The following is an 18,283-nucleotide window of genomic DNA, read 5'->3' on the forward strand; positions in this document are numbered from 1 at the left end:
CTCAGGGCGAACACGGTCTGGGCGTCTGCACGGCGATCGCTCAGAAGCGGCCGCCTAGGATGAAACGGTGACCACGACCTCAGCGCCGAACAGGGCCACGCCTTCGCCGTCCCGCCGCATCCTCGCCATCTCCCTCGCGATCATCGCCGCGCTCGTCGTCGGCTTCTTCATCTTCGCGAGCCTCTACGCGGACTGGCTGTGGTACGAGCAGCTCGGATTCCAGGGGGTCCTGTTCACCCAGTGGGTCGCGCGCGTGATCATGTTCGCGATCGGATTCCTCGGGATGGCCGTTCCGGTGTGGATCGCGATTCAGCTTGCCTACCGGCTGCGGCCCGTCTACGTGCGACTCAGTTCGCAGCTGGATCGGTACCAGGAAGTGGTCGAGCCGCTGCGCCGCCTGGCCATGTGGGGAATCCCCGTCTTCTTCGGCTTCTTCGCCGGGTTCGCCGCATCGACTCAGTGGCAGACCACGTGGCTGTGGCTCAACGGTGTGCAGACGGACGTCACCGACCCGATCTTCAATCTCGACACCGGCTTCTACATGTTCGCGATGCCGTTCTACAGCGCCCTGCTCGGCTTCGTGTCCGCCGTGCTGCTGGTGAGCCTGCTCGTGACCGTGGTGGTCTCTTACCTGTACGGCTCCGTGCGAGTCGGGCAGCGCGAACTGCGCATCTCCAAGGCTGCCCGCATCCAGATCGCCGTCATCGCCGGCCTGTATGTGCTCGTCCAAGGCGCGAGCCTGTGGCTTGACCGGTACCTGCTCATGGTGCAGAACGACGACCGCATCACGGGCCCCGCCTACACGACCGCGAATGCCGTCATTCCCGGGCTCGCGATCCTCTCGATCAGCGCGATCGTCGTCGCGATCCTGTTCTTCGTGACCGCCATCATCGGGCGGTGGCGCTATCCGCTGGTGGCTACTGCTGTCCTCGTGGTCGCAACTGTCGTCGTCGGGGTCGGATACCCGTGGGTCGTGAACACGTTCCAGGTCACGCCGAACAAGATCAGCTACGAAGCGCAGTACTACCAGCACAACATCGATGCCACCAAAGCCGCGTACGGCGTCGGCGGGCTCGAGCAGATGGAGTTCTCCGCGGCGACGGATGCCGAGGCGGGTCAGCTGCGGTCGGATGCGGCGACCACCGCGCAGATCCGGATCATGGACCCTGCGATCATTCCGCCGACCGTTCGACAGCTGGAGCAGTACCGCGCGTACTACCAGTTCCACAACCCGCTGGATGTCGACCGGTATGAGATCGACGGCGTCTCGCAGGACACGATCGTGTCGGTTCGCGAACTCGACGTGAACCAGCTCGACTCTGCTGCTCAGACGTGGCAGAACATGAGCCTGATCTACACCCACGGCTACGGCATCGTCGTCGCCAAGGGCAACGACCGCACCACCGAGGGCGAACCTGTCTTCCTCGAGCGCGGGATCCCGGCGTCAGGGTTCCTCTCCGACCAGGAAGACTTCGAGCCGCGCGTCTACTTCGGCGAGATGTCGCCGCAGTACTCGATCGTCGGGGCTCCGGAGGGAACTCCTCCCGTCGAGCTCGACTACCCGACGGGGGCGGACGGAGCAAGCGAGACCAAGACGACGTTCGAGGGCGACGGGGGGCCGAGCGTCGGCAACGTCTTCCACCGCCTCATCTACGCGCTGAAGTTCCAGTCCGAGCAGATCCTCTTCTCGGATGACATCAACGAGGACTCCCAGATTCTCTACGACCGGGATCCGGTGCAGCGCGTCCAGAAGGTCGCGCCGTACCTCCAGCTGGACTCCGACCCCTACCCGAGCGTCGTCGACGGCCGGATCGTGTGGATCATCGACGGCTACACGCGCAGCGCGAACTACCCGTACTCCTCGACGGTGAGCCTGCAGGAGGCGATCTCGGACTCCAACACGGCGCAGCAGCGGTTCGGTCTGGACAACATCAACTACATCCGCAACTCGGTCAAGGCCACAGTCGATGCCTACGACGGGTCGGTCACCCTGTATGCATGGGATGAGACCGACCCGGTGCTGCAGACGTGGCAGAAGATCTACCCGTCGACGCTGAAGCCGGTATCCGACATGTCGGCAGATCTCATGAGCCACGTGCGATACCCGACCGACCTCTTCAAGGTGCAGCGGGCGATCCTCGGGGTCTACCACGTCGACGATGCCCAGTCGTTCTATCAGCGAGACAACGCGTGGGAGACACCGAACGACCCTCAGAACGACGCCGAGCTGCAGCCGCCGTACTACCTGACGATGCAGATGCCGGGCCAGACGTCGCCGACGTACTCGATGTTCACCACGTTCATCCCGTCTTCGGAAGCCGGCAACGCGCGCAACGTCCTCATGGGGTACCTGGCGGTGGATTCGAACGCGGGTGATGCAGCCGGGACGCCCCGGGATGACTACGGGAAGCTCCGGATGCTCGTCATCTCGGCCGATACCACCGTGCCCGGCCCCGGTCAGGTGCAGAACACGTTCGACGCCGACCCGTTCGTCTCGTCGCAGATCAACCTGCTCAAGCAGGGTCAGTCCGACGTGCTCAACGGCAACCTGCTTACCCTCCCTGTCGGTGGCGGTCTCCTGTACGTGCAGCCCGTGTTCGTGCAGTCCTCCGGTGCGACGAAGCTCCCGACTCTGCAGAAGGTTCTGGTCTCGTTCGGTAACGACATCGCGTTCGAGGACACGCTCACCGAAGCGCTCGACTCGCTGTTCGGCGGTGACGCCGGTGCGACCGGCGGCGACAACGACGTGACGCCCACCCCGGGCGCCACGGCCGCGCCGACGCCGGAGCCGTCCCCGTCCGACACGGGCACGCCGAGTGAGCCGACGGAGCCGACGGATGCGTACCAGGCGGCGTTGCAGGACGCGCAGCAGGCGATGCTGGACCGGGATGCTGCGCTGAAGTCGGGCGACCTGACGGCGTTCGCCGAAGCGGATGCGCGGCTGACGGCGGCGGTGGAGACCCTCATCCAGCTGGGCGCGCAGTAAACGCGCTCAGTCGGTGAGGATCCACCACCAGATCAGCAGCAGCGTCACGATGAAGCCGGCGAGCTGGTTGATCCAGAGGAACCGCCGCCAGCCGGTGGTCGCCTGTTCGGCGTCGGCGTCGCGAATCGACCGGTAGGGCCACACCGCCAGCAGGTAGGGAATCGCGGCGAGCGCCGCGAGCGGGCCGGGCCAGGCGGTTCCGAGCATGACGACGCCGGAGAGGGCGTAGCACACGAGGGCGAACCAGACAGTCCATCGCGCGCCCCGAGCCGTGGCGATCGACGAGATACCCGCCTCGCGGTCCGCCACGACATCCTGCACGGCGCCGAAGGCGTGCGAGGCGACACCCCACAGCGCGAAGGCGAGGATGACGAGTCCGAGCTGCCACGTCCAGGTCGCGCCGGCCAGGACGAGCCCGTAGACGGCGGGGGAGAAGAAGTGGATGCTGCTGGTGACGGAGTCGGCGAAGGGGCGCTCCTTCAGGCGCAGCGGCGGAGCACTGTAGAACACGACGAAGAACATGCTCAGGATCAGCACCAGCCAGGACAGCGGCGATCCGACGACCACGAGGTAGATCACGAAGGGTGCGCACGACACTCCGGCCGCCCAGAGCGTGATGGCGTGCATTCGTCGGTCGAGCACGGCTCCGTGCGCGCCGCCCTTGCGGGGGTTGCGCAGATCGGATTCGTAGTCGAACACGTCGTTGATGCCGTACATCGCGAGGTTGTACGGAATGAGGAAGAACAGCGTGCCGACCACGAACGTCACGTCGATCTGTCGAGTGGTCAGCAGGTAGGCCGCGGCGAACGGGTAGGCCGTGTTGATCCAGCTCACCGGTCGCGACGAGACGAACAACTCGCGCACGACTCGGCCGGGGCGCAGCGCGGGGCCGGCGGCGTTCTCGGGATCAGGGGTGCTCACGCCGCACGTCTTTCGAGGATCTCGGTAGCAGGACGTACACGGCCGGGACGAGGTAGGCGGCGCAGATCGCGTACGAGAAGTCCTCGATCGGCGCGACCCCGATCCGGATGCCGCTGGAGGTGCCCTCCGGGTAGGCGACCAGGCCGGAGGAGATCATGACGTTGTCGAAGATCGCGGTGAGGACCACGAGCACCCCGGCACTGATCGTGGATGCCAGCATCCGCTGACGCATCCCGGGGCGGGGCGCCGAAACGAGCGTGACCACGAGGGTGATGAGCGCGAAGGGAATGATGATGAGCGCGTAGGTCATCGGTCGCTCACCGCCTCGTCTTCACCCGCGCGCGCGGCACCGCGGGCTGACAGGTACCGAAGCGCTGCCGCATAGATGACGAGCCCCAGGTAGCTCAGGAAGGCGAGGAAGAACAGCTCCTCGAGCGGGAGCTCGGGTGCCAGGTCGATCCCGATGAACAGGTCGCTGTCGCCCTTCACGAAGGCCCGGGTCACGATGCCGACCGCGTCCCAGGCCAGAAAGAACACGACGCCGATCGCGACGGCCGCGAGCGTGCGTACGGGAGCGACGAATGCGGCCAGGCGCCACCGCGCGTCGATGATCAGGATCCCCGCGCCGGAAATGAGGATCGCCAGCAGGTAGAGACCCGGCATCTCAGACAGCCGCCGGCTCGGCGATCGGGCCAGGGGAGCGGTCGCCGCGGAGGCGCTTGATGACGAGCTCGGCGGAGATGAGGCACATCGGCAGCCCGATGCCGGGAAGCGCCGAGGCGCCCGCATAGGCGAGGGCGTCGACCTTCTTCGACGCGTTCCTCGGCCGGAAGAGCGCGCTCTGGCGCAGCGTGTGTGCCAGGCCCAGGGCGTTGCCACGCCACGCGTGGAAGTCATGCTCGAAGTCCCCGGGCGCGATCGTGCGGCGCACGGTGATGCGCTCGGCGAGGTCGGGGATGCCGCACCACTGCGCGATCTGGGCGATCACCCGGTCTGCTGCGGCCTCGATGCGGGGTGAACCGCCGCGGTCCACCCCGCCGTGCCCGAGGCTCGGGTCAGCGGGAATCGGAACGAGAACGAAGAGGTTCTCGCTGCCCTCGGGCGCGACCGTCGGGTCGGTTGCGGAGGGCTTGCATACGTAGATCGATGCCGGATCGGGGATGCGCGTGTGCGCACCGAAGATGTCGTCGAAGTTCGCGCGCCAGTCCTCCGTGAACAGCAGGGTGTGGTGTGCCAGTTGCGGGAGTTCGCCGTCGACACCCAGCAGGAGGAGCAGGGCGCCGGGGCTCGGAGTGCGCTTGTCCCACCATTTCTGCGGATACGTGCGCAGTGGCTCAGGAAGCAGCCGGGTCTCGGTGAAGTGCAGGTCTGCCGTCGAGACGACCAGGTCCGCGTCCGCCCGGCGCCCGTCGGCGAGCGTGACCCCTGTCGCCTGCGCACGGCCGCCTGCTGTCGGGGTCGTGACGATCGAGGTGACGTCGGCTCCGGTTTCGATGACCACTCCTTGCGCGCGAGCGACGCGCTCGACCGCGCGAATCACCTCGTAGAGACCGCCGCGCGGATACAGCACGCCGTCGGCGAGGTCGAGGTGGCTCATGAGGTGATAGAGGCTGGGCACTCCGTAGGGGGACCCGCCGAGGAAGACCGCCGGATACCCCAGCACCTGCTGGAGGCGCTTGTCGGTGAAGCGCCGCTCCACGTGCCGCGACAACGGGGTGGTCAGCAGGGGAGCAAGCTGTGGGACGCGGCGAAGCAGTGCCGGATCACGCAGTCCGGCCGTCGTCTCGTATGTGTCGTAGAGGAAGCGCGTGACGGCGAGGTCATACGCATCCTTGGCCGAGTCGAGGTAGTCCGCCAGCACGTCGCCCGCGCCGGGCTCGATGCTCTCGAACAGGGCGGTTGACAGCTCCCGCCCGGAACGGATGTCGATCGGTTCGGCGGCGCTGCCCGCTGCCGGCTCGCTGTAGACCCGGTACGCGGGGTCGAGCCGAACGAGATCGAGCTGTTCGGCGGTTGTCGTGCCCAGCAGCCGGAAGAAGTGGTCGAAGACCTCGGGCATGAGATACCAACTCGGCCCGGTGTCGAAGCGGAACCCGTCTGCCTCCCACACGCCGGCGCGACCGCCCACCTGGTCGCGCGCTTCGAAGAGCGTCACGGCCCAGCCTTCGCGTGCGAGCAGGGCTGCCGTGGCGAGGCCTGCGATGCCGCCTCCGATGACGACGGCGCGGCCGGCATCCGTCTGGGGGGCGCTGCGTGTGGCGCTGTCCGTCTCGCTCATGCGGAGATCCTCATTCCTCGGGCGGCTGGGTTCATCGGGGCGACGGGCGTCGGGGCTGCTCGCCCATCACTTGGCGGGTCGGCTCGCGGGCGCGAGTCCCACCAGGGCGCGGGCGATAAGTCCCGCTTTGACGATATCGGGCACGCGCACCCGTGCGGCCGGTGCCGGGTCTGCTCGCAGTCGCCGCGAGAGCTCGGCGAACAGGTCGTGCGCGGCAGTGACAGCGCGGCGGCAGTCCGCGGGAAGCTGAGGAATGACGGCGGCGGCGGCGGCAAGATCCCCGTCGATGCGATCGAGGATCGCTTCGCGATCGTGCTTTCCGGTGGCGATGCCGAGGTAGTCGCGCCCGAGCGCGGCTTCGTCGTGGTCGAGGTCGCGCAGGAAGTTCACGTCCTGGAAGGCGGCACCGAGCCGCCGCGCCCCGTCGACCAGCTCTGGTGTCGGGCCGGGCGGCGAGGGCTGTCCGGCATTGACGAAGACCTGCAGACACATGAGTCCGACGACCTCGGCGGATCCGTAGACATAGGAGTCATGCGAGGCGTCGTCGTGCGTCGTGACCGTGAGGTCGGTGCGCATCGACGCGAAGAACGGCTCGATGAGGTCCGCGCCTATCGCTGCCTCACGTGCCGTCCGCGCGAAGGCATGCACCACGAGGTTGCTGCTGAACCGGCGGTCTATCGCGGTCGTGGTCTCGGTCTGGAGTTCGTCCAGGAGTGACGCGGCGGATGCCGCATCCACCCCTGCCTCGGCGGCCGGGCCGTCGACGATTTCGTCGGCGACTCGGACGAGCGCGTAGATGTTTCGTACGTGCGTGCGCACCCGTGGCCCGAGGAGCCGCGTCGCCATGCCGAAGGAGGTCGAGTATGCCGAGATCACTGCCGCGGCCGCGTCATCGGCCGCGGCGTTGTACAGCGCGATGCCCGTCGGCTGGTTACTCACGGTATGCGCTCCTCGACAGCGGTGGCCAGAGTGTCGACCAGAGTCACAGCCCGGGGTGGGAGCGTCGAGCGCGAGGCGCGGCGGCGCACGTCTGCCAGGTTCTCATCGATGAGTCGGCGCAGCCGCTCGCGCGCGCCACTGGCCTCGAGCGCCGACTGGGCCTCTCTCACCGCGATGGGTCCGGTATGGGCAACCGCGAGCGTGCTCGTCACGAGGGGCCACTGTGCGCTGTCGCGCGCGAGGGCGATGAGCGGAGTCCGCTTGGATTCCCGCAGGTCGCTGCCCGCGTCCTTGCCGGCCTGCTCTGCGGTTCCGAACGCGCCGATGAGGTCATCCACGAGTTGGAAGGCGAGCCCGAGTGAGCCGCCGATCCTTTCCAGGTCGGTGATCCACGTCGAGGGCGCTCCGGCGAGGATGGCGCCTGCGCACAGCGGCGCGGTGAACGAGTACACCGCTGTCTTGTTGAAGGTCGCCGCGAGGATCTCGTCCTGTTCGGCCAGCTCGGGAGTCACGCTGTTCTCGACGTCGGCGAGCTCGCCGGCAGCCGAGACGAACACCGCCTCATCGAGCAGGTCCAGCAGCCTCGAGCGTTGCGCGTCGGGGGTATCTGCGAGCGCGACCATGCGGGTGGCCTCGTGCAGGAGAAGGTCGCCGGCGAGGATCGCTGCGGCGTCGCCGAGCAGTGCCGCACCGCGTGAGTCCGCTCCCTGTGCCCGCGCGCGCATGCGGAATCGCCCTGCGACGTTGGGCACGCCGCGCCTGGTGACGTCGTGATCGATGACGTCGTCGTGGATGACGAACGCGCTGTGCAGGAGTTCGAAAGCCGCGGCGACCGGGTACAGTCCCGGCGCGCGCTCGAGGTCGCCGCCGACGGCCAGGAAGGAGCCCACGACCAGCTGAGGTCGCAGCCGTTTGCCGCCGGCAGTGGCGGCGCTCACCGCTGCCGTGAGCGCCGTCATGGAATCGCCGTGACCCTTCGCTCGGTCGGCCAGCCGCGCGAGCGCGTCATCGATGGCGGTGTCGACGGCGATTCGAGCAGGCTCCGGGATCATGACGCTCGTCGCTGCAACTGTGGAGACTCGAACAGGCGGAGCTGCTGGGACTGCAGGACCAGCCACGGACTGAAGGCCCAGGGGGTGGTGACCAGGGACGAGCCGAGCTCCTCGGGATCCACCCAGCGGGCCTCGACCACCTCGAGCGGGTTCGGCGCCACTTCGTCGTCTGTGCGGGCGATGTAGACCGGGCAGATCTCGTTCTCGACGATTCCTCCGGCATCGACAGCGCGGTAGCGAAACAACGGGAGAGCCAGCTCGATCTCTGTCAGCCGAATGCCCAGTTCGAACTCGCCGCGGCGTTGCACGGCAGACAGGAGGGGTTCCGCCGGTCGGGGGTGACCACAGAAGGAGTTGGTCCACACGCCCGGCCATGTCTTCTTGTCGAGCGCGCGACGGGTGACGAGCACCTGGCCGTCGGCGTTGAGGACATGACAAGAGAACGCGAGATGGAGAGCGGTCTCGGTGCCGTGAACGCTGCTCTTGGGCGCCGTGCCGACGGGGTTTCCCTCGTCATCCAGAAGGACCACATGGTCACCATCCGTCATGTTTTCCTCCTCCTATATCGCTAGCTTAGCTAGCGATATCTCCCGTCCGATGATAACAAGGACCTGGAAGGAGTGTCCATCATGACCACGCCGTGGGTTCCGCAGACACCACACCAGCAAGCGGTGCTGGATGTTCTGCTGAGCATCCGTGCGCTCAATGATGCCATGGACCGCATGAACGGGGGCATGAAAGATGACATGGACATGAACGCGAGCGACCTCGCGGCGCTCCGGATGCTCATCGTGCGTGAGCAGCGGGGCGAGCAGGTGAGCCCGCACGAGGTCGCGAAGCACCTGCGGATATCGACGGCGTCGACCACGAAGCTGCTGGACCGGCTCGAAGCGGCCGGCTACGTCGAGCGGCGACCGCATCCTCGCGACCGCCGCGCGCGGATCGTCACGCTGACGGCGCACTCCCGCGCGACGTTCTTCCGTCATTTCGCCGAGCGACTCGAACAGATGCGGCAGGTGACCGAGCCGTACGACGAGGACGAGCTGAAGCTCATCGCGACCTATCTGGCTGACTTGAGTCACGCGATCGACCCTCAGTAGGGCGGTTGTCGCTGCGTGTTCCGCTGAGTGAGGTCTGCGTGGTGCATGGCAGAAGGCCCTGGATCCGATCGGATCCAGGGCCTTCTCTTGGTTGCGGGGGCAGGATTTGAACCTACGACCTCTGGGTTATGAGCCCAGCGAGCTACCGAACTGCTCCACCCCGCGGCACAAGGGTCGACTCTAGCACGGATCGCGACGATGCGCATCCCGGGCGGCGCCCCGAGTCGAGCGGTTGCCTCCGCCGGTGCCGGGCGGGGAGGATGGCGACATGACCAGCCCCCGACGCGAGACCACCTCGGACCCGGCGGTCGGCGTCGCGCCCGACGGTCGGTCCGAGACGGTGAGCGAGCGAGCCGACCGCAACTGGAACGATGTGCTGCAGGAACTGCGTGTCCTGCAGACGGGCACGCAGATCCTCACCGGGTTTCTCCTCGCCGTCGCCTTCCAACCCGCATTCGACGAACTCACCGGTGCGCAGCGGGTGTTCTACCTCGTGCTCCTCGTGCTCGCCGCTTTCAGCGCCATCATCGCGTTGGCGCCCGTCGCGATGCACCGGAGCCTGTTCCGGCGGCTGGCCAAGCCCGACGTCGTCGTGTTCGGACATCGAGCCCTCGTCGGTGCTCTCGCTACCGTCGGCGTGCTGCTCGTCGGTGTCGTGGCGTTGGTGTTCGATGTCGTCCTCGGGTTCGATCCCGCGTGGGTTGCCGCGGCAGGCCTGGGCGCCGCGGTCATCATCCTGTGGCTTGCCGTACCCGCCTATCTCAGAAGTCGTCACTCGCGAAAGGCGGACCAGCGATGACCCGGATGCCGGCTCCGGCCCTGGCGGTGGCGGTCGCTCAGTTCGCGCCCTCCGTCGATAGCGATGCCAACGCACGTCTGATCGATCGGATGGCGACGGCCGCCGCCGACCGCGGCGCGAAGCTCATCGTCTTCCCCGAGTACTCCAGCTACTTCGTGGATCCGTTCGACGAGACGCTCGCGACGCACGCGCAGGCCCTCGACGGCCCCTTTGTTGCGGCGCTGCAGCACAGCGCAGCGCGCACCGGGGCCGTCATCGTGGCGGGGCTGGTGGAAACGGCAGACGATTCGCGGAGGGTCCGCAATGCGGCCGTCGCGGTCGGGCCCGACGGCATCCTGGCGGTGTATCGGAAACTGCATCTGTACGACGCATTCGGACAGCGGGAATCTGACTGGGTCGAGGCGGGAGAGATCTCGCCGCCGCAGACATTCGAGCTCGGCGGCCTGCGGTGGGGGCTCATGACCTGCTACGACCTCAGGTTCCCCGAGGTCGCTCGAACGCTCGCGGACGCCGCTGTCGATGGCATCGTGGTTCCTGCTGCCTGGGTGCGGGGGCCGCTCAAGGAGTTCCAGTGGCAGACGCTGCTGGCGGCACGCGCGATCGAGAACACCGTGTTCGTCGCCGCCGCCGATCATCCGCCACCGCTGGGAGTCGGCGGCTCGGTCGTGCTCGATCCCCAGGGCGTGGCGATCGCCGGCATCGGGACGGGCACCGATCTGGCGGTCGGCTATGCCGATCCGGACGCGATCGATCGCGTCCGGCGGGTCAACCCGGCTCTACGCCTTCGCCGATTCGATGTCGTGCCCCGTGTCTGATCCCTCTCGTCGCCGCGGCGAACGAACACCGAACAAGGCCATGACGTCTGCATAGACGGCTCCCGACGTCGCCATAGGATTCACACAGCATCCGGCGGCAACGTGGGTGGTGCTTGGAAGGAGCATCCATTGAGCACCGAGAACCCCGCAGGCCCTGCCGACGAGCAGCGCGCCGAAGACCCGATGGCAGATGCCGTCATCCCGTCGAGCACGGAGTCGGCGCAGGCGACCGAGCCGACCGAGCCCTTGCCGCCGGCCCCTGCTGCGCCCAGCGCTGTCGCTTCGACCGCCACCCCCGCGACGAATGCCCCGCACGCCGGAGCGACTCCGTCCGCCGCCCCGTCTCCTGCGTGGGCTCCCCCGGCCGCAGGCACCCACCACCCGCAGTCTCCCTACGCGCAGGCTCCGTTCGCGACGTCGCCGACGCCCCCGCAGTACGCATTCGCCCCCGCGGGATCGTCTCCGCGCGCAAAGCTCGGCGCCGGCAAGGTCGCGGGGATCATTGTCGCTGCCGCCCTCGTGGGGGGAGCGGCAGGGCTCGGCGGCGCGTATGCGGGCGTCGCGCTCTTCGCTCCTGAGACCGTCACCACGGCGTCGGGCCCGGCCAGTGTCACCGTCAACGACACGTCGTCGGTGACACAGACGACCGGTATCGCGACCAAGGTGCTGCCGAGTGTCGTGACGATCGAGGCGACCTCCTCCAGCGGCGGCGGTACGGGATCCGGCGTCGTGCTGACCTCTGACGGATACGTCGTGACGAACACGCATGTCGTCACGCTGGACGGCGCGACAGCGGATGCACGAGTCCGCGTCAGCACGTCCGACGGGCGCGTCTACGACGCGGAGATCGTCGGAACCGACCCCACATACGATCTCGCAGTCATCAAGCTGATCGGTGCCGAGGACCTCACGCCGATCGAGTTCGCGGACTCGGCGGCACTCAATGTCGGAGACCAGACGGTCGCCGTCGGCGCCCCGCTGGGCCTTGCCAACACCGTGACCACGGGGATCGTGAGCGCGCTCAACCGTTCTATCGAGATCTCCTCCGCGGCCGCCCCGGATGCCGACGAGACCGCCCCGGAGTCGGAAGGCAACGGCGGCGAGGGCCCGTTCTACTTCGACTTCGGCCAGGGCCGCCAGGGCGGTGGCGCGACCGAGACGATCAAGATCGCGGTGATCCAGACGGACGCCGCCATCAACCCCGGAAACTCCGGCGGTGCGCTGGTGGACTCCGACGGGCGCCTCATCGGCATCAACGTCGCCATCGCCTCCGCGGGTGGCTCCTCCGGTCAGGCGGGATCGATCGGCGTTGGTTTCGCGATCCCCTCCAACGTCGTGGAGCGTGTGGCGCAGGAGATCATCGAGACCGGTGCCGCAACGCACGGCCTGCTCGGCGCGACGGTGCAGGATGCCGCGATGATCGACGGTTCGACGATCACGGGCGCCTACGTTGCCGAGGTCACCGGCGGCGGTGCTGCTCAGCTGGGTGGTCTGCAGGCGGGAGACATCGTGACAGCCTTCAACGGTGTTCCGATCTCCGACGCGACCGACCTCACCGCTCAGGTACGTGCCGCCGCCGCGGGAAGCGAAGCGACCGTGACGTTCGTGCGAGACGGCAAGACTCGCACCATCGAGGTCACGCTGGGAGCTCTCGCGCCCTGAGGTATTGCGCGGTTGCTCGAACAGACCCGACCGACGCCGCCCCGGACTATTCCGGGGCGGCGTCGGTCGCTTCGGGAGCGGATTCCTTGGTGGATCGGCGGGTGATGCTCCGCGCCGCTCCGCCGAGCGCGGTGGTTCCGCGCGAGACGCTGCCGCCGATCGCGGTGGCGCCTTTGGCGACGCCGGTCCCCACGACAGTGCCCGCCCGGCGCACCGCGGAGACCGCGGAATGCTCGAGCCTGCGTGCTCCGGGCAGCGGTTCGGTGTCGGCCGGCAGCGCCTGCGGGGGGATGCCGAACGCTCGCCGGGATCCGGCAAGCACCCGTCGACCGAGGATATGGTTGCCGGTCCCGCCGATCGCCGCGCCGATGCCGAAGGGGAGTGCTTTGCCGATCCAGGACGCTCCGCCTTTGGCGGCGAACTGCCGCACGAAGGTCGTCTTCAAGCGATCGACGATCGGTCCCATGGCAGCCCTCGGGATGGTCTTGGTGACCATCTCGCCCCAGTACTTGTCCCGGCTGGGACCGCGACCGGTCGCCTGGCTCGCGAACTGCGAGACGAGGTCGACGCCTTCCTGGCCAAGCATCAGCGTCAGGACCAGAGCGCGAGCGCGGTCGGGATCGGAGACAGGTATGCCGTGAACTTCCGCGACCGACTGAGCGAACAAGGTGGTCGCTTCGAGGAAGCCGATCGTCTCGACGCCGCTGAGCGCGAGAGTGACGCCTGTTCCGATTCCCGGGACGACGGCTGTCGCCCCGACGGCCGCGCCCCCGGTGGTGACCGCAGCCAGGTAGCGGCGCTCGAGGGTGCGGATGATCTGCGCAGAGGTCGCGTTCGGCTGGCGCAGACGGATGCTGCGTAGATGAGCCAGGACGACGGGTCGCTGTATCGAGAGAACCCGATCGAGCGCGCGAATGAACGCCGGGTGCTCGGCCGAGCCCTCGGGGGGCAGCCCGCCCGACCAGGGAGCGTCCTGCGGGAGCGAGTGGATCTGATGGACCTTGTCGGCCATGGGGCCGATCCTATGCATGTCGGCTGAGCATCCGCCTGGCATGGAGTGTCATCCGCCGTCTGCGTGCACGGCGGATTGATAGTTTGGAGCCGTGACTGACGCGACGGATCTTCCCGACGAGTCCTCCGGCGAGTCCGGCGAGACGCCAGGGGAGGGACCGGCGAAGAAGCCCGCGGCACCGCGCACGCCGCGAACGCCGCGCACGACGTCGAACTCGCGAACAACCGCGCCCCGCGCCGCGGGGTCGGGAGCACGTACGCCTCGCCGTCCGGCCGCCAAGCGCCCCACCACTGCGCGCACGCGCCCACCCGCCGCCGCACCGCCCGCGGACCCGGAAGAGCTGTCCTCCCCGGAGCCCGGCGAGGCACCCGCCGATGCGGTGACGGTCGATCCGGCGCTGGAGTCCGCACTCGAGTCGGTGAAGGCCACCGAGGTTCGGGAGGACTCCGACGCGCCTGCCCCCGCAGAGGCCGGAGCCGGCGCGGCAACCGACTCGGAGCCCCCGTCACAGGCCGGCACCGAGACGCCCGTCGAGGGGGACGCGTCCTCGGATACCGCGGAGCAGGATGTCGCCGAGCAGGAGACTCCGAATGCCGCGGAGCCGGATGTCGCCGAGCCGGAGACGCCGGACGTCGCCGAGGAGGCGATCGCGACGATCACCGGTTCGACCGACATCGTGCCGGTCGACACAGACGAGACGACGGCGGTCCCCGCCCTCGTCTTGCGGGATGTGCGCAAGTCGTTCGGGGAACTGCAGGCACTGGATGGCATCACCCTCGAGGTTCCTGCCGGCAGCTTCTACGGAATCGTCGGACCCAATGGCGCGGGAAAGACGACGACCCTGTCGATCATCGCGGGGCTGCTCCGCGCCGATTCCGGCGAGATCTCGATCGCGGGCGTCGACGCTGCCGCGAAGCCTCTTGTCGCCAAGCGGCTCATGGGCGTTCTGCCCGACCGCTTCCGCACCTTCGACAGGCTGACCGGACGTCAGCTGCTCTACTACTACGGCACCTTGCGCGGGCTTCCGCCTGCCGAAGTCGACCGACGGACGACAGACCTTGCCCGCGCCTTCGACCTCACCGAGTCGCTCGGTCGCGTCGTGTCGGACTACTCGGTCGGCATGTCCAAGAAGATCATGCTCGCCGGCGCGCTCATCCACTCACCTCGTGTGCTCGTTCTCGACGAGCCGTTCGAAGCCGTCGATCCTGTCTCCAGCGCGGGAATCCTCGACATCCTTCAGGCGTACGTCGCGCACGGCGGCACCGTCATCCTCTCCAGCCACGGCATGGAACTGGTCGAGCGGGTGTGCTCGCGCGTCGCCGTGATCGTCGCCGGGTCGCTCGTCGCGGAAGGCACTGTGGACGAGGTCCGCGGCGAGGGGAGCCTTGAGGAGCGATTCGTCGAACTCGTCGGCGGTGCGGGCGAGTTGGAGGGGCTCGAGTGGTTGCACACGTTCTCCGACTGAGACTTGCGCTCCTGGTCGGCACCTTCCGCGGGGATCCGCAGACGGTGTCCCGCGGTCTTGTGGGAACCGTCCTGCTGGTGGGGGCCACCGCGGCGGCGTGCTGGGGCATCCTGAGCGTGCAGGAGTCGTCGACCGCCGCCGTCGGGGCGATCACCGTCTTCTGCGGTGCGGCGCTGACGCTCGCCTTCGTGGTGGCGCCCCTCGTGTCTGCGGTCACCGATCCGCTGGATCCGCGGCGGTTCCGCGTCTTCGCACTGCCCCCGGACGCGCTCGCGGGCGCACTCGCGGTGGCCGGACTGTTGAGCGTGCCCGTGCTCGCGCTCAGTGCACTCGCCGTGTGCGCTGCCGTCGCCTGGGTAGCCGCCGGCGCAAGCGTCGTTGCGGCGATTCTCGCGGTTCTGGTGGGCGTCGCCACCTGCGTACTGTTCGCGCGCGTCGCGCTCGGTGTCGCCGGAATCGTGTTCGCTGAACGCCGCTCGCGGGAGCTCTCCGGTCTGCTTCTGGTCGCAGTCCTGGTGATCGTGGTCCCCGTGGGGGTGTTCCTCGGGTCGCTCGACTGGCGTGGAACCGTGCCCGGCCCGCTGCAGCAGGTCGTCGACGTCCTGAGTTTCACGCCGGTCGGGGCGGCGTGGGCCTTCCCGCTGCTGCTCGCGCGGGGCGATGCGTCCGGTGTCCTGGCGCTGCTGGTTGCCCTTGCCACGCTCTTCCTGCTCGGCTTCGCGTGGCGCGCCCTCGTGCGTCACGCGCTGTCGACGATCGAGAAGCCCCTGACCACACGCGAGCGGGGCGGGCTCGGCTGGTTCAGCGTCGTGCCCGGAACGCCCGGCGGCGCTGTGGCCGCGCGCAGCCTCGTGTATTGGCTGCGCGACCGGCGATACCTCGTCAACACTCTCGTGATCCCGGTCGCAGCGGTGGCAACCGTCGTGCCTCTGCTGATCGCTGGAGTTCCCGGGAACGTCGCCGCCCTCGTGCCGATCCTGTTCGTCGCACTCTTCTTCGGGTGGCTCCCGCACAACGATCTCGCCTACGACTCGACAGCTATCTGGATGCATGTCGCGAGCGGGCTGCGTGGGCTTCCCGACCGTGTGGGGCGGCTGGTGCCGATCCTGGTCATCGCCATTCCGGTCCTGGCGATCGGCATCCCCGTGTCGGTCGCGCTGCACGGGCGGTGGGCGCTCGCGCCGGCAATCGTGGGTGTCTGCGCGTCGCTGTTCTTCTCCGGGCTCGGACTCTCGAGCATCGCCTCGGCGGCCGCGCCCTACCCGGTCACCCCGCCCGGGGAGAGCCCCTTCCAGCAACCGCAGCGCACCGGGTCCAGCGGTGCGGTGCCGCAGGCCCTCGTCATGCTCGGGGCTCTCGCGGTCACGGCGCCGAGCCTGTGGTGGACGTGGGTGGCGCTCACAAGCTCGATCGAGGCCGCATCCCTCGCACTCTGGGTGGGCGTTGCGACGGGGCTGGTTGTCCTCGTGCTCGGCGTCGCGACCGGTGCGGCAGTCTTCGATCGTCGCACCGGTCGGATCATGGAGTTCGCCGAGGCATCGTGACGGTATCCGTGACGCCCCCGCATGCGCCGTGATCATCTGAGCCGGCGCCTGATGCCGCGACTACACTGACTCTCCATGAGCACTCCGCTGGATAGCCCCGACCAGGGGGGACTTGCGACCCTCGACCGCGAGCTCGAGGAACTGCTTCGCGAGGAGCACGTCGAGCCCGGCGACCACGAGCGGTTCTCGCACTATGTCAAGAAGGACAAGATCCTCGAGTCGGCGTTGACCGGCAAGCCCGTGAAGGCACTGTGCGGCAAGAAGTGGACCCCCGGGCGTGATCCCGAGAAATTCCCGGTGTGCCCGACGTGCAAGGAAATCTACGAACGGATGAAGAGCTGACCACGCCACCGGAACATGCTCACATCGCGCGATAGGTGGTCTCGATCGCCGGGTCAGACCGGCTCAGGGCGAGCGCGGTCAGGGGCAGCTCCGATCGCGCCTGCGAATGGTGAGCGCGAGCGCTGAGAACGCCGGAGGGTCCGAGCGCCGCTGCGTCGATGTCCCCGTGGACGACGAGAGGGACCTGAAGGTCCCGGGCGTTCGGGACCGCATTCGGTCTCTGGTGGGGCTCGTAGCCGTCGGAGACGAGGATCATCTCCTCCCGGGCGACGCCGTCATCGAGAACACGGAAGGCCGACTTGCGTCCTCCCCGCGAGCCCTTGTCGGTTGAGGTCTTCGCCACCGGAATCCACGCACCGTCCGCTGCCTGACGCGCAACGAGCTTGTAGACCAGACCCGCGGTGGGCGAGCCCGAACCCGTCGCCAGCGCGGTGCCGACACCGTACGCGTCGACCGGCGATGCCGCAAGTGCCGCGATCGCGAACTCGTCGAGGTCGCTCGTCACCGTGATCCGTGTGTCGCGTGCGCCGAGGTCATCGAGTTGTCGCCGCACCTGCGCGGCAACAGCGGGGAGGTCGCCGGAGTCGATACGCACGCCGCCCAGACGCGTCCCGGCAACCGCGATCGCGGTCGCGACGCCGGTCGGGATGTCGTAGGTGTCGATGAGAAGAGTGGTCTGCTCGCCCAGGGCCTGCACCTGGGCCCGGAACGCGTCCGCTTCGGTGTCGTGCAGGAGCGTCCAGCTGTGGGCAGCTGTTCCCATCGTCGGGATGCCCCAGCGACGCCCGGCCTCGAGGTTGCTGGTCGCACCGAAACCCGCGATGAACGCCGCGCGGGCCGCGGCCACGGCGGATTCCTCTCCGGTGCGGCGCGAACCCATCTCCGCAAGCGGTCGGTCGCCCGCGGCAATGCTCATCCGGGCTGCCGCGGCTGCAACGGCGGAGTCGCTATTGAGCACGCTCAGCGCGAGTGTCTCGAGAATGACCGCCTCGGCGAACGTTCCCTCCACCGTCAGCAGCGGCGAGCCCGGGAAGTACAGGTCGCCCTCGCGGTACCCGTGGATCGAGCCCGTGAAGCGGTAGCCCTCGAGGAAGCGGAGGGTGTCGGCATCCACGACCCGAGCGTCGCGAAGGAATCGGAGTTCCTCGTCGCCGAAGCGGAAATCGCGCAGCAGCCCCAGCAGGCGGCCCGTTCCTGCGACGACGCCGAAGCGCCGCCCCGCGGGCAGCCGCCGTGCGAACACCTCGAAGACGCAACGCCGGGAGGCCGTGCCGTCGTGGAGCGCGGCATCGAGCATCGTCAGTTCGTACCGGTCGGTGAACAGCGCCGTGCTGACGGATGCGGTCATGGGCGCCAGCCTAGTGATGC

General features: G+C 68.3%; 17 protein-coding genes and 1 tRNA gene. 8 read left to right on the top strand and 10 right to left on the bottom strand.

Annotated elements, in window-relative coordinates:
* Positions 1-67 precede the first annotated feature (67 nt).
* A complete protein-coding gene (locus ACSGC5_RS08425) occupies positions 68-2,986 on the top strand; it encodes a UPF0182 family membrane protein (protein ID WP_434970197.1) in 2,919 nt (972 codons plus the stop codon).
* Between the two features lie 6 nt (positions 2,987-2,992).
* On the opposite strand, the gene ACSGC5_RS08430 is transcribed toward ACSGC5_RS08425, so the two are convergent.
* The 7 genes from ACSGC5_RS08430 to idi form a co-directional block, all read right to left on the bottom strand.
* Complete coding sequence (locus tag ACSGC5_RS08430) at positions 2,993-3,907, bottom strand: prenyltransferase (protein WP_434970198.1); 915 nt, start codon at positions 3,905-3,907, stop codon at positions 2,993-2,995.
* Entirely contained in the window at positions 3,894-4,217 is a 324-nt protein-coding gene (locus tag ACSGC5_RS08435) for a lycopene cyclase domain-containing protein (protein ID WP_434970199.1), read from the bottom strand. Before ACSGC5_RS08435 ends, ACSGC5_RS08430 begins: the two co-directional genes overlap by 14 nt.
* Positions 4,214-4,570: a lycopene cyclase domain-containing protein gene (locus tag ACSGC5_RS08440; protein WP_434970200.1), complete on the bottom strand. Its 357-nt coding sequence runs from the start codon at positions 4,568-4,570 to the stop codon at positions 4,214-4,216. The genes ACSGC5_RS08435 and ACSGC5_RS08440 overlap by 4 nt, the downstream gene beginning before the upstream one ends.
* A gap of 1 nt (position 4,571) precedes the next feature.
* Positions 4,572-6,185: a phytoene desaturase family protein gene (gene crtI, locus ACSGC5_RS08445; protein ID WP_434970201.1), complete on the bottom strand. Its 1,614-nt coding sequence runs from the start codon at positions 6,183-6,185 to the stop codon at positions 4,572-4,574.
* A gap of 66 nt (positions 6,186-6,251) precedes the next feature.
* Positions 6,252-7,124 (bottom strand): phytoene/squalene synthase family protein, encoded by an 873-nt coding sequence (locus tag ACSGC5_RS08450; RefSeq protein ID WP_434970202.1) that lies wholly within the window; start codon positions 7,122-7,124, stop codon positions 6,252-6,254.
* Positions 7,121-8,176: a polyprenyl synthetase family protein gene (locus ACSGC5_RS08455; protein WP_434970203.1), complete on the bottom strand. Its 1,056-nt coding sequence runs from the start codon at positions 8,174-8,176 to the stop codon at positions 7,121-7,123. The genes ACSGC5_RS08450 and ACSGC5_RS08455 overlap by 4 nt, the downstream gene beginning before the upstream one ends.
* Complete coding sequence (gene idi / locus ACSGC5_RS08460) at positions 8,173-8,724, bottom strand: isopentenyl-diphosphate Delta-isomerase (protein WP_434970204.1); 552 nt, start codon at positions 8,722-8,724, stop codon at positions 8,173-8,175. Before idi ends, ACSGC5_RS08455 begins: the two co-directional genes overlap by 4 nt.
* An 81-nt stretch (positions 8,725-8,805) precedes the next feature.
* Between idi and ACSGC5_RS08465 the strand changes: the two genes are divergently transcribed.
* Positions 8,806-9,276: a MarR family winged helix-turn-helix transcriptional regulator gene (locus ACSGC5_RS08465; protein WP_434970205.1), complete on the top strand. Its 471-nt coding sequence runs from the start codon at positions 8,806-8,808 to the stop codon at positions 9,274-9,276.
* 88 nt (positions 9,277-9,364) lie between these two features.
* Here ACSGC5_RS08465 and ACSGC5_RS08470 read toward each other — a convergent pair.
* Positions 9,365-9,441: transfer RNA gene (locus ACSGC5_RS08470), tRNA-Met, on the bottom strand.
* Between the two features lie 103 nt (positions 9,442-9,544).
* Here ACSGC5_RS08470 and ACSGC5_RS08475 point away from each other — a divergent pair.
* The 3 genes from ACSGC5_RS08475 (at position 9,545) to ACSGC5_RS08485 (ending at position 12,552) form a co-directional block, all read left to right on the top strand.
* Entirely contained in the window at positions 9,545-10,075 is a 531-nt protein-coding gene (locus ACSGC5_RS08475) for a DUF6328 family protein (protein ID WP_434970206.1), read from the top strand.
* 5 nt (positions 10,076-10,080) lie between these two features.
* A complete protein-coding gene (locus ACSGC5_RS08480) occupies positions 10,081-10,890 on the top strand; it encodes a carbon-nitrogen hydrolase family protein (RefSeq protein WP_434970311.1) in 810 nt (269 codons plus the stop codon).
* Positions 10,891-11,073: 183 nt separating this feature from the next.
* Positions 11,074-12,552, top strand: coding sequence for a S1C family serine protease (locus ACSGC5_RS08485; RefSeq protein ID WP_434970313.1), 1,479 nt, complete (start codon positions 11,074-11,076; stop codon positions 12,550-12,552).
* Positions 12,553-12,598: 46 nt separating this feature from the next.
* Here ACSGC5_RS08485 and ACSGC5_RS08490 read toward each other — a convergent pair whose 3' ends face one another.
* A complete protein-coding gene (locus ACSGC5_RS08490; RefSeq protein ID WP_434970207.1) occupies positions 12,599-13,564 on the bottom strand; it encodes a hypothetical protein in 966 nt (321 codons plus the stop codon).
* A 91-nt stretch (positions 13,565-13,655) separates the two neighbouring features.
* Here ACSGC5_RS08490 and ACSGC5_RS08495 point away from each other — a divergent pair, with 91 nt between their 5' ends.
* From ACSGC5_RS08495 to ACSGC5_RS08505, 3 genes are all read left to right on the top strand, one after another.
* A complete protein-coding gene (locus ACSGC5_RS08495; RefSeq protein WP_434970208.1) occupies positions 13,656-15,029 on the top strand; it encodes an ATP-binding cassette domain-containing protein in 1,374 nt (457 codons plus the stop codon).
* Entirely contained in the window at positions 15,005-16,573 is a 1,569-nt protein-coding gene (locus tag ACSGC5_RS08500; RefSeq protein ID WP_434970209.1) for a hypothetical protein, read from the top strand. The genes ACSGC5_RS08495 and ACSGC5_RS08500 overlap by 25 nt, the downstream gene beginning before the upstream one ends.
* A 75-nt stretch (positions 16,574-16,648) precedes the next feature.
* Positions 16,649-16,915 (top strand): DUF3039 domain-containing protein, encoded by a 267-nt coding sequence (locus tag ACSGC5_RS08505; protein WP_434970210.1) that lies wholly within the window; start codon positions 16,649-16,651, stop codon positions 16,913-16,915.
* 19 nt (positions 16,916-16,934) lie between these two features.
* Here the strand turns inward: ACSGC5_RS08505 and ACSGC5_RS08510 are convergent, their stop codons facing one another.
* Positions 16,935-18,263, bottom strand: a complete 1,329-nt coding sequence (locus ACSGC5_RS08510) for a nicotinate phosphoribosyltransferase (RefSeq protein ID WP_434970211.1) — start codon at positions 18,261-18,263, stop codon at positions 16,935-16,937.
* Positions 18,264-18,283: the final 20 nt, after the last annotated feature.

It is taken from the genome of Microbacterium sp. bgisy207, from assembly GCF_965345035.1.
Taxonomy (GTDB): Bacteria; Actinomycetota; Actinomycetes; order Actinomycetales; family Microbacteriaceae; genus Microbacterium.